Annotated in this window: 9 protein-coding genes and 5 pseudogenes; 10 read left to right on the forward strand and 4 right to left on the reverse strand. The window is 50.2% G+C overall.

Features of this window, described 5'->3' with window-relative positions:
* Positions 1-6 precede the first annotated feature (6 nt).
* The 4 genes from CRI63_RS13700 to CRI63_RS13715 all read right to left on the reverse strand — a co-directional run bounded on the left by CRI63_RS13700 (position 7) and on the right by CRI63_RS13715 (position 4,969).
* Positions 7-1,683: a polysaccharide biosynthesis/export family protein gene (locus CRI63_RS13700; protein WP_032226219.1), complete on the reverse strand. Its 1,677-nt coding sequence runs from the start codon at positions 1,681-1,683 to the stop codon at positions 7-9.
* Positions 1,684-1,706: 23 nt separating this feature from the next.
* Positions 1,707-2,855, reverse strand: coding sequence for a capsule polysaccharide export inner-membrane protein KpsE (locus tag CRI63_RS13705; protein WP_000905920.1), 1,149 nt, complete (start codon positions 2,853-2,855; stop codon positions 1,707-1,709).
* A gap of 71 nt (positions 2,856-2,926) precedes the next feature.
* On the reverse strand, positions 2,927-3,910 hold the full coding sequence (locus tag CRI63_RS13710; RefSeq protein ID WP_135403993.1) for a KpsF/GutQ family sugar-phosphate isomerase: 984 nt from the start codon (positions 3,908-3,910) through the stop codon (positions 2,927-2,929).
* A 723-nt stretch (positions 3,911-4,633) separates the two neighbouring features.
* Positions 4,634-4,969: a lysozyme inhibitor LprI family protein gene (locus CRI63_RS13715; RefSeq protein ID WP_130207945.1), complete on the reverse strand. Its 336-nt coding sequence runs from the start codon at positions 4,967-4,969 to the stop codon at positions 4,634-4,636.
* A 1,132-nt stretch (positions 4,970-6,101) separates the two neighbouring features.
* Here CRI63_RS13715 and tssB point away from each other — a divergent pair.
* The 10 genes and pseudogenes from tssB (at position 6,102) to tssE (ending at position 15,072) form a co-directional block, all read left to right on the forward strand.
* Positions 6,102-6,599, forward strand: a complete 498-nt coding sequence (gene tssB / locus CRI63_RS13725) for a type VI secretion system contractile sheath small subunit (RefSeq protein WP_135403996.1) — start codon at positions 6,102-6,104, stop codon at positions 6,597-6,599.
* Positions 6,600-6,632: 33 nt separating this feature from the next.
* A complete protein-coding gene (tssC, locus tag CRI63_RS13730) occupies positions 6,633-8,180 on the forward strand; it encodes a type VI secretion system contractile sheath large subunit (protein WP_130207939.1) in 1,548 nt (515 codons plus the stop codon).
* Between the two features lie 18 nt (positions 8,181-8,198).
* Positions 8,199-8,465: pseudogene (tssK, locus tag CRI63_RS13735) on the forward strand (type VI secretion system baseplate subunit TssK); the annotation flags it as partial.
* Positions 8,466-8,467: 2 nt separating this feature from the next.
* Positions 8,468-9,144, forward strand: a pseudogene (locus tag CRI63_RS13740) (OmpA family protein); the annotation flags it as partial.
* 4 nt (positions 9,145-9,148) lie between these two features.
* Entirely contained in the window at positions 9,149-9,640 is a 492-nt protein-coding gene (gene hcp, locus CRI63_RS13745) for a type VI secretion system effector Hcp (protein ID WP_024558534.1), read from the forward strand.
* 176 nt (positions 9,641-9,816) lie between these two features.
* Positions 9,817-12,457, forward strand: a pseudogene (gene tssH, locus CRI63_RS13750) (type VI secretion system ATPase TssH).
* A gap of 101 nt (positions 12,458-12,558) precedes the next feature.
* Entirely contained in the window at positions 12,559-14,154 is a 1,596-nt protein-coding gene (gene tssA / locus CRI63_RS13755) for a type VI secretion system protein TssA (protein WP_135519819.1), read from the forward strand.
* Positions 14,155-14,384: 230 nt separating this feature from the next.
* Positions 14,385-14,513, forward strand: a pseudogene (locus CRI63_RS24095) (type VI secretion system baseplate subunit TssF); the annotation flags it as partial.
* Positions 14,505-14,630 (forward strand): annotated as a pseudogene (locus CRI63_RS24835) (type VI secretion system lipoprotein TssJ); the annotation flags it as partial. The pseudogenes CRI63_RS24095 and CRI63_RS24835, both read left to right, overlap by 9 nt.
* Positions 14,623-15,072, forward strand: coding sequence for a type VI secretion system baseplate subunit TssE (gene tssE, locus CRI63_RS13765; protein ID WP_130207931.1), 450 nt, complete (start codon positions 14,623-14,625; stop codon positions 15,070-15,072). The pseudogene CRI63_RS24835 and the gene tssE, both read left to right, overlap by 8 nt.
* Positions 15,073-15,176: the final 104 nt, after the last annotated feature.

Consider the following 15,176-nt stretch of genomic DNA (forward strand, 5'->3'; position numbering starts at 1 on the left):
AATTCCTTACAACGACAGAATCACTTTTGCACCCACCGCCAGCTGATAGAGGATGGTGGAAATACCACGGGTAACTTCAATGTTTTTCGATTCATATTTCGGCAGAACCATAATCTCATCGCCCGGCTTGAGTGAATCCACATCTTCAGCGTTGACGGCAGCACCGTTCTGACGAATGACGATAATTCTGGCGTTACCCGATTTTTGCGTCAGGCCACCGCATTTCTCGATGTAATCCTCGGTGGTCATTCCCTTCTGCCAGCTCACCGCGTTCGGGAACAGCACCTCGCCATGAACCATAACCAGCGATGTTTTCTCCGGAATATTGATGACGTCGCCATCTTCAAGCAGAACAGAATCAATATTGGACTCGTTGAGGATCACTTCACCTTTCGGAACCACGGTGCGCGCTTTCGCCACAAAGCGGCTGATCAGTTGCGCTTCCTGCATTCGCAGGCTGGCTTCTTCTTTGGTGGAGGACTGGGCGGAAAGAGATGCTTCCTCCAGCTTTTGCAGCGAGAGATTCAGCATCTCTTTCTGCCGCTGGGCCACTGATGGGCGATAAAGCTGAACCGCGTTCATCTGCGACATGCTGTTCGGGCGGACTTTTTCCAGAACCGCACGCATGGTGGAGCCATAAGGCAGCACCATGGCATGTTCACCAGAGTGCGCGCCTTCAACCCGCACCTGAATGGTGCCGGCATAGCGGTCAGTGCTGACGATTAAGGTATCGCCATTTTGCAACATACGGCCTGGCGCTGAGCTTATCGGATAGTATTCGCTACGTTTTTGCAGTCCCTGTTTACGCATAATCGTAATGTGAGTCGCGCCAGGCTTAGGGCGCGCCCAGCTCAACGCTTCCGTTACGGGAATGCTGCTTTCGCGGAACTCAAAGTCGTAGCTGTTAAAGACATCGCCCTGGACGCTGAACGTATGTTGACGAGGCCCGACGATGATGGTGTCACCATCGGCGAACTGCGAAAGCCCCAGTTTGCCGTTCAGCAGGAAGTCGTACAGGTTGACGTTGGAGCGCACGCGGTTACCGCGCTTGACCACAATATCAACGTAACTTCCGCGCTCTGGATCAACGCCGCCAGCCTTGATCAGATAATTGAGTAACGAATCAGACGTCACACCGCCATACAGACCAGGATTACGCACAAATCCGGTCACGTACACTTTTACTGGCTGCGCCTGTAATAAGGAGGCGTAGACGTTGACGTTGGACTGGTACACTTCCTTCACTTTGGATGTGACCAGGGTATTTAACTGACTATTACTGACGCCAGCAACTTTCACCGGACCAACGTTCGGCAGGAAAATATTACCTTTGGGATCAACCTGTAACGCACCATCAAAGGTGAACGCACCCCACAAGCGAACCTGAATGCTATCGCCCGGATTCAGAATATAGTCAGGGTTGAATCCTACCGTCGCACCGCTATCCGCGCTGGTGCCGTTGAAAAGTTGAGCACCAAACATACGGCTCATCACCACCGGCGGTGCTGGCGGTGGGGTATTGTCGAAGCCGCTCATGTTTTGCGTATCCGACTTTTGTCCGCTCAGAATACCGGGCAGTGGTGCGGCTCCTGTCAGGTTTGGGTCAGCGTTAATATCAATGGCCGCGCTGGCCTGCGCCGCGTGACAGGCGGCAATCAGTAAAATTGATTTAAATAATTTCATCACAAACTCATTCAGCGACAGCGTTAATCTCGGTGATCTTCAATAACAGCCAGCAACAGTTTCAGGGTGCCGAACAGCAGGCAGCACACCAGTAACCAACAGGCGATCAAATAAGGGATGTTTGGAAAAGAGGATTCCTGCGGCAACTGTGGCGAACTGATCACAGACAGCACCTTGAGCTTACGAGCCGCTTCTACACGGGTCTTTTCAATGGAGGTCAGCGTCAGTTTGTAGAGCTCGGTGTTGAACTCTACTTTTGATTTGATTTCCTCAAAATCCACCGCCATACGGTTTAGCTTGTCACCCTGTGGCGCTGTGATTTTGCTTTTTTCTTCATCGATTTGTGCCTGCAATGACTGAATCGCATTACGCGCACTCACAACTTGCGGGGCGTCCTCGCGCAGATACGTCAGCAAGTTCCGCAGGTCCGCTTCCATCTGGATCTTCTGGCCCATCAGCGTATTCACTAACGTGCTCGCTGCCTGTGCCTGTGCCTGCGGATCCAGAACGTTGTTGTTGTCCTGATAAGAGAGCAGTTCCGCTTTGCTGGCGTCCAGACGCTGGCGTGCCTTTTCCATTTCCGTTTCCGCAAAGGCAAGCTGGTCACGCGCAATGCGATGTGACATCTCATTGATAAAGCGCTCTGACTCTTTCAGCACGGTCTGGTTAAACTTAAGCGCAAACTCCGGGCTAAAGCCCTGCGTCTGAATATTGAGCAATCCGGTTTTATCGTCATACGAAACGTTGATACGGTCCTTGTAGTACTTCAGGAAGCCTTCTGCGGTTTCATCCTTGCTAAGATGATTAAGAAAATCGAGCCCGCTGTGGCTAAACGCTTCGCGAAAATTCAGTTGCTTATCTAACGCTGCCAGCATATCTGGAGAGTTGATGTACTCTTTCAGATATAACGCATCCTCTGCGGAACTCGGGTTAGAGGCACCCAACAGCAGACCAAAATTTAAGCTGCCGCTGTTTAAATCATCTGAGCGTTTAATGGCAACTTTCGACTCGCTCATATAGCGAGGTTGGCTGAAGATAGCCAGATAGATCAGCAGCACCGCCATCGGTGCCAGAATGATGATTTTCGCCAGGTGTTTTTGGATATCTGCCAGTGAGATGGCAGACAAACGAGCACGCATCCAGGATACGGCTGACTTCACTTTTATCAACATGTAACGATTATCAGAGTTTCAGTGGGGCGCAAATTCAATGAGAGACTTAACTCTCGCGCCCTGTTGCTTAATTAGTCGAAAATGCGCACAAGACCAGTAACTTTGTTCGCCTTATTGGTCACCAATAACGTCGAGACGCGGTGTTTTTGCATCTTTTCTTCCGCTTCGATGATCATGGTTTCTTCTGGCAACGTCAGCGGTTCACGCGTCATCATCTGCGCCGCCGTGGCGGATGTCAGAGAATCTTCTTTTTCCATAAAGCGACGCAGGTCACCGTCGGTGATAATGCCCGCCAGCTCGCCTTCTGCGTCTTCTACCATCACCATTCCCTGGCAACCGCTGGTGATACGTTGAATCACCGTTTTAAAGGGCGCATCCAGATGAACCGAAGGGACATCATGCTGCATGACATCCGCAACGCGGGTCAGCAGGCGACGGCCTAATGAACCGCCCGGGTGATAGCGTGCAAAATCATTCGGCATAAATTTGCGTTGGTGGATCATGGCAATCGCCAACGCATCGCCGATCGCCATGGTCAGCGTGGTGGACGTTGTTGGTGCAAGATTATTCGGGCAGGTTTCATTCGCCATGTGGAGTTCCAGCACGGCATCGGCATTTTTCGCCAGCGTGGAATTTCCATTATTGGTAATGGCGATAATTCGGTTGCCGAAATTCTTCAGTGACGGGACGAGCTTGAGGATTTCATCTGTTTCGCCGCTGGCAGAAATAAGGATCAGAAGATCATAAGGCGTAATCATGCCCAGATCGCCATGGAAAGCTTCTGCGGGATGAATAAAGAAACTCGGCGTACCCGTAGAGGCCAGAGTCGCAGACATTTTTCGACCAACATGCCCTGATTTACCCATTCCCGAAAGAATAACGTGTCCTTTACAATTAATTATCAATTCAAGAGCACGTTGGTACTGAGTGGAATCCAGCTGTTTGGACAAATTTTGTAATGCAGCACCTTGTTCTGCCAGAGTCTGGCAAATCGAGGTAATTAAATATGGATCGATAGTACTGCTCTGGTCATCAGGGAAATGTCTTTCAGACATATCAACTCCTTTGCTCGGAAATAATGCCATAGTCACAACAAACCCGAACCAACAATAAATTATTGATATTAAATCAATTGGTTATAACAAAGTGTTTTAATGAATATAAAACCATGGTCAGCCCATGTGCTTATGTAGGGCTTATCACCTTCTTATTAAGTCGCAATGTCTCGTGGAAGTGCGAAGATGCTGCAATATTACAGGCGAGAAGGGGGAACCAAATTTTGCCCACCTATTTAACACACCCCTACATTATGAACAAGGAATTTAGGATTTTTATCAATCATTAAAATGTTTCGCGATTAACTATTAAGTCGAAAAACAATTTAGCGATTGATTGTTTGCTTATAAAAAAAAGAACGTATGTCACTGTTATCAATAAATAAAACACGTCAGTAATGGCGATGATATTTTGTGATTAACTATTTAAGTTGAATATAATAAACAGATTGACAATCCCCCTGTAAAGCAGAAGAGAATGACAAATTTTTTGCGGTGAATATTGACTAGCATGATAGTTTTGCGCTTGATTATTTATGGCGATAAATATGTTTTTAAATCAAACAGAGACGCATTTATCACCGTATATATTTTCCGTGGAAACTATTATTAAATTAAAAAATAATGGCGGGGATTATCATTCGCTAACCAATAACTGTGCAGACTGATAAGGAAGTGCCTCGCATGAAGGCACTTCCAACAACCAACGAGCCCACTCTGGATTCAGAGTGGTTTGTTAATCGCGTCATAAAGATGGTTCAACGTTGTTAAGCGCTTTCTGTATATTTCTCTCAGGCAGGGTTTATCACTGCCACAACGGCGTCGTTCTGTCAGCCACTGTGCCTGTGATTCTTTTAGTTCCCCGGCGGCACCCATTGCGTAAAGCCCATGGAGAAATTTGTATTTAACGCTCATCTCCACATCCATGTCATTGAGGGTACGCGATGCACAAATCGCTTTTTCATCCGCACTGCGGGCCAGCCGACAGTCAAAACTGGCTGCCGTGACAGAGAAAGCAGGCAACGTAATGATGAGAAATGCCGTAAGTATATTTTTCACTGGTTGGCTCCTTCAGATCGGATAACTGGCCCAGGAGCCATGGTCAGGACTCTGTTTCTCGTCAGCCTGAATCCTGTTGCTTCCCCGGTTTTTACTGACAGTTGACATTCGTAGTGAAACGGCGTCCAGCTAATCCCCCTACGGTACTGGCCATTGCCTGTCAGTAGTGCAGGTGAGATCAGTCGCTGCATATTATGTTTTCCCTGATCGAAAATAACCTTATCTACGTCGGGGTACTGCTTCTGCAGCTCTTTTATTGCGAGCGGTCGGCAAATAAATTCGGCTACGCGCTGAGCTTCAGTCCAGTTGTTATTGACAAAATTACGGTCATTCTTCCCTTTTACCTCACGATTGATAACGCTATTCAGATGTTTTACCTGGACAGAGTTCAATGTGACGTTCGTTGCAAATGCAAATCCGGTATACATACAGGATATCGCAGTAATAACAACCAAATACTTACTAATCCGAAATACTCCATTACGCATAAGTACCTACTTTTACTGTGCAATTACAATGTCTATGTGAATATAAGTGGTGAAAATAAATAATTTGCTGCGCTGCATCAATGTTTATGCTTAATCAGAGTATTCCTGAAGGTGCTTCTGGATGCAAAAATGCAAAATTCTGATTACCTGAAATAAAAATATTAATAAGTAAATCTTCTTTCTACGGTATTTAACCTAATAGAAACTGGTTTGACTTTAAGCTGGAGCGTACAAAGAGGAAATGCCAGTGCATGGTGAATATTCACGGTTTACTATAGTGATGGATTTTATATACAAACGAATTACTTCGATATTACATCGCAAAAACACTCAGGGCTGCCGCCTGAGGATCATGAAGAATGTTGTTATATAATAAGTCAGCATTTCGCACTTTGTACAATCTGGGTTAGGGTATAAAAAATAATGTAGTTACGTAATGAAAATATAATTCAGAACATGTATAAAGTCGTTTTTTTAATTGCTTGATATGTCTAAAGTTATTCTTGTTTTTTGGCAGATTTCTTATTGTTTTTTATATTCAATTTATTGATCTATATTGTTTTTTTGGAATTGATATTGCCCTAGTATCCGGTTAAGGAAATATTGTTGTTAATTTGACTTTAACTGAATTACGTGAGGGAACTATGAGTGACAGCTTCCAGCGGGAGATCCCGAAGGCCCGTATTAATCTAAAATTAGAACTGCATACAGGTGGCGCAAGCAAAAAAATGGAATTACCCCTTAAGTTACTTATTGCGGGTGATTTTAGTAATGGTCAGGAATCCGCGCCATTATCAGAGCGTAAAAAAGTTAATCTTAACAAAAATAACTTTGATGCAGTCCTTTTTGATTATTCCCCAAAAGTAAATCTTATCGTTAAAAATACGCTTGCTGATGACGATAGCGAAGAAAGCATCAAACTGACATTCCGCAGTATAAAGGATTTTTCCCCGGAACAAGTCTCCCGGCAAATACCGCAACTGAAGGCCATGCTTTCCATGCGTAATTTACTTCGTGATTTAAAAGCAAATCTTCTGGATAACCAGGCTTTCCGCAAAGAACTGGAAAATATTCTGCTGGACCCGGCATTAAGCGCAGAACTCAGAGCCGAACTCTCAGCCCTGGCCCCAAAACAGCCATAACGATCATGACGATTTAATGGATTAATAAGGAATATGTTGATGTCTGTAAATAATGAGAATGCCACTGCTGGCGAGAGTGTGGTCCTTGAACGTCCTGTGGCAAGTGGAGTTTATGCGTCCCTGTTTGAAAAAATTAATCTGAGTCCAGTCTCAGAGTTGAGTGCACTGGATATCTGGCAGGATGCACAGGCGATGTCAGATGCGACCGCGGATGAACGTTTAACGGCCGGGATGCAAGTGTTCCTGGAATGTCTGACTAAATCCGGCTCTAAAGTTGAAAAGCTCGACAAAAATTTGATTGACCACCATATCGCTGAACTGGATTACCAGATAAGTCGTCAACTTGATGCAGTTATGCATCACGAGGCCTTTCAGGCGGTAGAAAGCCTGTGGCGGGGCGTGAAATCGTTGGTTGATAAAACCGATTTCCGCCAGAACGTGAAAGTTGAACTGCTGGATATCTCTAAAGAAGACCTGCGTCAGGATTTTGAAGATAGCCCGGAAATTATCCAGAGTGGTTTGTACAAACACACATACATCGATGAATATGACACGCCGGGCGGCGAGCCGATTGCCGCGCTGATTTCCTCTTACGAGTTTGATGCTTCTGCGCAGGACGTGGCGCTGATGCGTAATTTGTCAAAAGTGTCTGCTGCGGCACATATGCCCTTTATCGGTTCTGCGGGGCCGAAATTTTTCCTGAAAGAGTCAATGGAAGAGGTCGCGGCCATCAAAGATATTGGTAACTACTTTGACCGCGCCGAGTACATTAAATGGAAAAGTTTCAGGGATACGGATGACTCCCGATACATGGGGCTGGTCATGCCTCGCGTGCTGGGCCGTTTGCCGTATGGCCCGGACACAGTACCGGTACGTAGTTTTAACTATGTTGAAGAAGTAAAAGGCCCGGATCACGATAAATACCTGTGGACCAATGCCTCCTTCGCTTTTGCGGCCAACATGGTGAAAAGCTTCATCAACAACGGCTGGTGCGTGCAAATCCGTGGCCCACAGGCCGGTGGTGCAGTGCAGGACTTGCCCATTCATCTGTATGATCTCGGCACGGGTAATCAGGTAAAAATTCCGTCAGAGGTGATGATCCCGGAAACCCGCGAATTTGAATTCGCAAATCTTGGATTTATTCCCCTGTCGTACTACAAAAACCGCGATTATGCCTGTTTCTTCTCGGCGAACTCCACGCAAAAACCTGCGCTCTACGACACTGCTGATGCCACTGCTAATAGCCGCATCAATGCGCGTTTGCCGTACATCTTCCTGCTGTCGCGAATCGCTCATTACCTGAAGCTGATTCAACGGGAAAACATTGGTACAACCAAGGATCGTCGTCTGCTGGAACTGGAGCTTAATACCTGGGTTCGTGGTCTTGTGACAGAAATGACCGATCCGGGCGATGACTTGCAGGCTTCTCACCCGCTGCGTGACGCGAAAGTGCTGGTGGAAGATATCGGGGATAACCCAGGCTTCTTCCGCGTGAAACTCTTTGCTATCCCCCACTTCCAGGTGGAAGGGATGGACATCAACCTATCACTGGTTTCCCAGATGCCAAAAGCCAAGTCGTAAGGCGAGGGGAAATCAAGGATGAAAATTTTTCGCCCACTTTGGGAGGACGGGGCTGCGCTGGCCCCGCAACAGTTCCAGCAGCAGGCCCGCTGGAATGCGCACGTTGCCGATACCGTTGCAAGGATGGGGATTTCCCATCCCTGGGGCGTGGTGAATGCTGAATTTGACACCGCCGCCCTGGCGCTGTCACGGCTAAATGCTACCTGTCTGGTGGTACGTTTCCAGGATGGCACGATCGTTGATACCGACCTGGCGGATAATCTTCCTCCGGTTTGTGATTTATCCGTCGCAATGTCGGCGACCACCTTGCCTTATACCACCATCTTACTGACACACAGGCAGAACCTAACTCCAGGCCCAGCAGCGTCTGCGCGCTGATGACGCACTGCTGGATGATTGGCATCGTCGCGGTGAGCCTGTGCGTTATCGCCTCGGACTGTATCAGGGGCTGCGTCTTGTACCTGTTATTGAAGCCGTCATGGATGACCTGGCACCACCGTCGTTCTCTTCACCTGTTATCCCAAAAATCGTCCCGGGGCAGAAGATTATCCGCCTCGACAGTATGTCGCTATTTGATTCCGGCAAATCGGTGCTGAAGGCCGGGTCCACCAAAATGTTGGTTAATTCACTGGTGGGAGTCAGAGCAAAACCGGGCTGGTTGATTGTGGTCGCTGGCCACACGGATAACACCGGGAACGCACAACTAAACCAGACGCTTTCTCAGAAACGTGCCGAAGCGGTGCGCGGCTGGATGCATGAAACCGGTGACGTACCGGAAAGCTGTTTTGCGGTACAGGGCTATGGCGAAAGCCGTCCGATCGCAACCAATGACACCCCGGAGGGCCGTGCGCTCAACCGCCGTGTCGAAATCAGTCTGGTACCGCAGGCTAATGCCTGTCAGATACCTGGACACACCCTGGCGTCATCGCAGGATGATGGCGCATCACAACATAATGGAGAGTAATTCCATGGCAATACCTGTTTATCTTTGGCTGAAGGACGATGGCGGCGCGGACATCAAAGGGTCTGTGGACGTTCAGGATCGTGAAGGCAGCATCGAAGTCGTGGCTCAGGAACACAACCTGTACATCCCGACTGATAACAACACAGGCAAACTGACCGGCACCCGTATCCATACCCCGTTCCTGTTCACCAAGGAAATCGACTCCTCCAGTCCGTACTTGTATAAGGCAGTGACCACCGGTCAGACCCTCAAGTCTGCCGAATTCAAGTGGTACAAAATCAACGACGCAGGCCAGGAAGTGGAGTACTTCAACACCAAACTTGAGAACGTGAAAGTGGTGAAGGTGAATCCTGAAATGTATGACATCAAGGATCCTTCTAAAGAGAAGCACAACCACCTTGAGCGCATTGAACTGCGTTACGAAAAAATCACCTGGACCTACAAAGACGGCAACATCATTCATTCCGATTCCTGGAACGAACGCGCCACCGCCTAAGCCACGAGCGGACAGAGTTTCTCTGTCCGTTTTTTGTTTTTGCTGAACGTCTGAAGCCAACGGGCTTTCAGCAAAAACTCCACAATCTGTCAGCACGACCGTATGCGCTTTGGTCTTCCTCACGGAAAACAGCGAGGGGCGGTAGTGTGTTCAGAAACCGACAAAGAGAGATATTCATGGAAAATCCAGCCATTTTGCTGCGACGTCTGAATCCTTATTGCGCCCGTGCGATGGAAGGCGCGGCTTCACTCTGTCAGATTCGCGCGCATGCGGAAATTTTGCCAGAGCACTGGCTGCTGAAACTTCTTGAGCAGGGCGAGGGGGAGTCTCACAGTGCTGGCACGCCGCTACGAGTGGGACATGGACACTCTCTGGCAAGATTTACTTGCCTGGCTCGACAAACAACCGCGCTCGGTGCGCCATCGCCCGCAGCTTTCAGAAAATATCCAGGTATTGATGCAACAAGCCTGGCTGATTGCCTCTCTGGCGGGAGAAGAACAGATTCGAAGTCACCACCTGCTGATGGCGCTGGTGGCTAAACAGAAGCTGGTGCGCTGCGATGGTCTGTGGCCATTGCTGACTCTGGGACAGAGCCAGTTAGAGTGCCTGCGCCCGCTACTGGATGCTCAGTCAGACGAGCGTGCGCAAGTACAGCAGGAAGCCGAAATTACGGGGAGCCATGGTGGGGACGTGGAGTTTATCGGGCGTCCAGTCGGGAGTGAGATGAAAGATGGGGAACTGAGTCCGGCGCTGCAGAATGCGCTGGATAAATTCACCCATGACGTCACCGCCCAGGCGCGTGAAGGCAAAATTGATCCGGTATTTGGCCGCGATAGTGAAATCCGCCAGATGGTGGACATTCTTTCTCGTCGCCGAAAAAATAACCCAATCCTGGTCGGTGAGCCAGGTGTCGGGAAAACCGCACTGGTAGAAGGTCTGGCGCTCAGAATCTCTGACGGTAATGTCCCTGAATCCCTCAAACCGGTGGTGCTACGCACCCTTGACCTCGGGCTGCTGCAGGCGGGGGCGGGAGTGAAGGGGGAATTTGAGCAGCGCCTGAAAAACGTGATTAATGCTGTACAGCAGTCTCCGGTACCTGTCTTGCTGTTTATCGATGAGGCCCATACCATCATCGGCGCAGGTAACCAGGCGGGTGGTGCTGATGCTGCCAATCTGCTGAAGCCAGCCCTGGCGCGCGGTGAGTTACGTACCATCGCCGCGACGACCTGGTCTGAGTATAAACAATACTTTGAGCGCGATGCCGCACTCGAACGCCGCTTCCAGATGGTGAAAGTTGACGAACCGGACGACGACACGGCTTGTCTGATGTTGCGTGGCCTGAAATCCCGTTATGCCGAACATCATAATGTGCACATCACTGATGATGCGGTGTGCGCTGTCGTTACGTTATCCCGACGTTATCTGACAGGCCGTCAACTCCCGGACAAAGCCGTTGACCTGCTCGACACTGCAAGCGCTCGCGTGCGTATGAGTCTCGACACCGTACCCGAACAGTTGACCCGTATCCGTTCCCGGATTACCTCTCTTGAAATGGAGAGACAAGCGCTACAGGAAGATATTACCGTCGGTAATCAAAACCACGGTGAACGCTTGACGGCAATCGAACAGGAAGAGAAAAACGTCATCGTTGAACTCCACGAACTTGAAACCCAGTACGGCCAGGAACTGAAACTTACTGAACAACTACGGGAAAGCCGCCAGGACATTTCCCGTCAGAGCGAAACGCATGCCCTACAACAGGAGCTGAACGGTTTACAGCAGGGCAATCCGTTGTTGTCGGTGGATGTGGATGTGCGCACTGTTGCAACAGTGATTGCCGACTGGACCGGCGTGCCGCTTTCTTCGCTGATGAAAGACGAACAGACTGAACTGCTTACCCTGGAAAATGAAATCGGTAAACGTGTAGTCGGTCAGAATATTGCGCTTGAAGCCATCGCCCGGCGCCTGCGCGCCGCTAAAACTGGCCTCACCTCTGAGAACGGTCCACAGGGTGTATTCCTGCTGGTTGGTCCAAGCGGTGTAGGAAAAACTGAAACCGCGCTGGCGCTGGCGGATGCGCTGTACGGTGGCGAAAAATCGCTGATTACCATTAACCTGTCGGAATACCAGGAACCACACACAGTTTCCCAGCTGAAAGGTTCTCCACCTGGTTACGTCGGCTACGGCCAGGGCGGCATTCTTACTGAAGCCGTACGTAAGCGTCCGTACAGTGTGGTGCTGCTCGATGAAGTCGAAAAAGCGCACCGTGACGTGATGAATCTGTTCTATCAGGTATTCGATCGTGGTTTTATGCGCGACGGCGAAGGGCGAGAAATCGACTTCCGTAATACCGTTATTTTGATGACCTCCAACCTTGGTAGCGACCACCTGATGCAGTTGCTGAACGAACAACCGGAAGCCACCGAGGCAGACCTGCACGAACTGCTGCGCCCGACACTGCGCGACCACTTCCAGCCCGCGTTGCTCGCCCGTTTCCAGACCGTGATTTACCGTCCGCTGGCAGAAGCAGCCATGCACACGATTGTGGAGATGAAACTCTCCCAGGTCAGCCAGCGCTTACAGCGCCACTACGGCCTGACCACGCTGATTGACGAAAGTCTGTACGACGCGCTGACCGCAGCCTGCCTGTTACCGGACACCGGGGCGCGCAATGTCGACAGCTTACTCAACCAACAAATTCTGCCGGTGCTGAGTCAGCAATTGCTGGTTCATATGGCGGCGAAACAAAAGCCAGCGTCGTTGACACTGGGGTGGAATGATGAAGAAGGGGTTGTGCTGGAGTTTAAATATGACTGAAGGAACCTTATGAGTCTGACAGGTACCATCTTCAGTACGGCGAAAGTGGCAGTGACAGACCCGGTCGCCAGCACGAACCGTGATGCAGCGGAGGTCAATTGATGAGCACGTTAAATGCCCTGGTTAGCGCCTGTCAGACAGAGCCGACAACACTCCTTGACGCGACCCGTGAGCGAGTGGCGCAGTGGAACAATTGGCTGCAGCCGTTACCCGGAGAGTCATCAGTGGGAGATGACCCAGGTTATGACGATGGCTTCCAGCAAATGCGCGAGGAGGTCAACAAACTTTCCGGGGCGGATACTGAGCTTATCTGCCAGTTGGCGGAGAAAGTGCTCACCACCACTGCTAAAGACATTCGTGTGGCGACGTATTACTGCTGGGCCAGGTTGCATCGTGAAGGCGAGCAGGGGCTGGCAGAGGGGCTCGAACTGCTGGCGGGTCTGATAGACCGCTTCGGTGTGCAACTGCATCCACAGCGCAACCGCAGCCGTAAGGCAGCACTGGAGTGGCTGGCAGGTTCACGCATGACGGATTCTCTTTCACTGTATCCGGAAGTGGTCAGGGAAGATGCGCTGCGTACCATCGGCGCGCTGCTGCTGATAGCGCAGCTCACTGAAAATGAGCCGGATGAAACCCGCCCAGAACTTAACGCGCTGTATGGTGCGCTGGAAAACCGCCTGCAGAAAGCGGGCGGTGTGGATGCAGTTGTACCGCAGAACGCCAGTACTACTGAGACACTTTCCACGGCGAGCCACAGCGATGCCCCTGCTATCGGGAGAATCACTTCCGGTCAGGATTTGCTGGCGCAGGCGCGCACTCTCAGCGAATACCTGCGCGAACAGCCCGACGGTTGGTTGTCGGCGCACCATCTGATGAAAAGTCTGCGTCACGATACCCTGCAGGCTATTCCGGCTCCAGATGCACAGGGGCGAACTCGCATCGAACCCCCAAGAGCAGACCAGCGAGCGCTGCTCAAACGTCTGTACCTGCAGCAAAACTGGGCTGAAATTCTGGAAACGGCAGACAGTACTTTTTCCCGCGGTGCTAACCACCTGTGGCTGGATCTGCAATGGTATATCCACCAGGCGCTGACGAAGTCCGGTAAGGAGATAGTGGCTGACATTATTGCCGCTGATCTGAAGGGGCTACTGACCCGGCTATCCGGGCTGGAGACGCTGGCATTCAGTGACGGTACGCCGTTTGCTGATGAAGTGACGCTGAACTGGATCCAGCAGAGCGTACTGGATACCACCGCTGGGTGGGGCAAAGAAACGCCTTCCGCCCGTATGGCCGAAGTGAATGACGACATTCTGGCTCTGGAGTCGGAAGCCGTGGCGCTGGCGGACAGCGAAAGCCCGGATGCGGCACTGAGCTGGTTACAGCATCGACCAGGCATCGCCACTGCGCGGCAGCAGTGGCTGCTGCGCCTGCTAATGGGGCGTATTGCAGAACAGTACGGAAAAAATGAGCTCGCGGTGCACCTGTTTGCAGAGCTGGGTGAGCGTGCCAGAGAAGTGGCCCTTAGCGACTGGGAACCCGAGCTGCTGTTTGAGGTACAGGCCCGTCATCTGAAACTCCTCAGACTGAAAGCCAGTCGCAGTGAGGCTGACAAGATTCGCCTCGGGCCTGCTATGGAAAAATTGCTAGGCGGGCTGATTCAGCTCGATCCGGCGCGGGCCGCGGTGTTATGTGGTTAGAGAAAGTTATTGGCTGGATAAAAGGAGGATGAATAAGCGTGGCTCATAATTTATCGCAAGGTACTTTCTCACATTTTTTTATCTGGTCAGTCATTCAGAAAAATAACTACTGAATTTGAGATTTTAAATGAGGAGATAGAACCTATGTCTCTGACTACTCGCGAAGTGGTGAGATAACTTCCACTTTTGGGGAAGAAAACATTGTTTCCTATATTTTGAGTAACTATTTTATGGAAGATTTAACCCTGCGTTATTACGACGCAGAAATGCGCTACCTGCGTGAAGCCGCGAAAGAGTTTGCACACAATCATCCGGACCGGGCAGCGATGTTAGACCTGGATAAGGCCGGCACTCCGGATCAGGTGAATAACACATGGTGGATCGTGTTGAGTCGTGACGACCTTGACCCGGACTCAGCCAGAATCATTGAAGCAGGGAGTGAACGGTTGACTCTGAAGGCGTTGAAAGATGAATGACACTCCGCGTCCGTCGCTATATGAAACCCTGTTTGGGAATTTTACCGGAGGTCTGGATCTGAATCAGGTTAGCGAGCAGAACCAGATAATCCTTTCAGTACTGGACAATATGCAGCGCATTCTTAACAGTCGTGCCGGCACGCTGGCACATCTGCCGGACTATGGTCTACCGGATATGACCAAAATTCTCCAGGGAATGCCGGGGACGGCGCATGAAATGATGGGGACGTTATCTACCGTACTGCTCAAATATGAGCCGCGTCTGAAAAAAATAACCGTTGTTCTGCTGGAACAGGCAGTCCCTGGCGAGCTGTGCTATGCCATTGACGCTGAACTCAAAGATGTTGGTCTGGTGCGTTATGGCACTGAATTTATGCCTGAAGGGCGAGTCCTGTTGAGACACCTGAAACAGCAGTATCTCGACACGGCAGCTCGTATTTAAGGCCTGGTTTTAGCGTTTCTCCCTAACCCCGTCAGTCTCTGCTACGCCCTGAATATGCAGAACACGAAGCTGCATAAACAATCATCTTCTATAACCGCAAGTAC

The organism is Escherichia sp. E2661 (genome assembly GCF_004745185.1).
Taxonomy (GTDB): domain Bacteria; phylum Pseudomonadota; class Gammaproteobacteria; order Enterobacterales; family Enterobacteriaceae; genus Escherichia.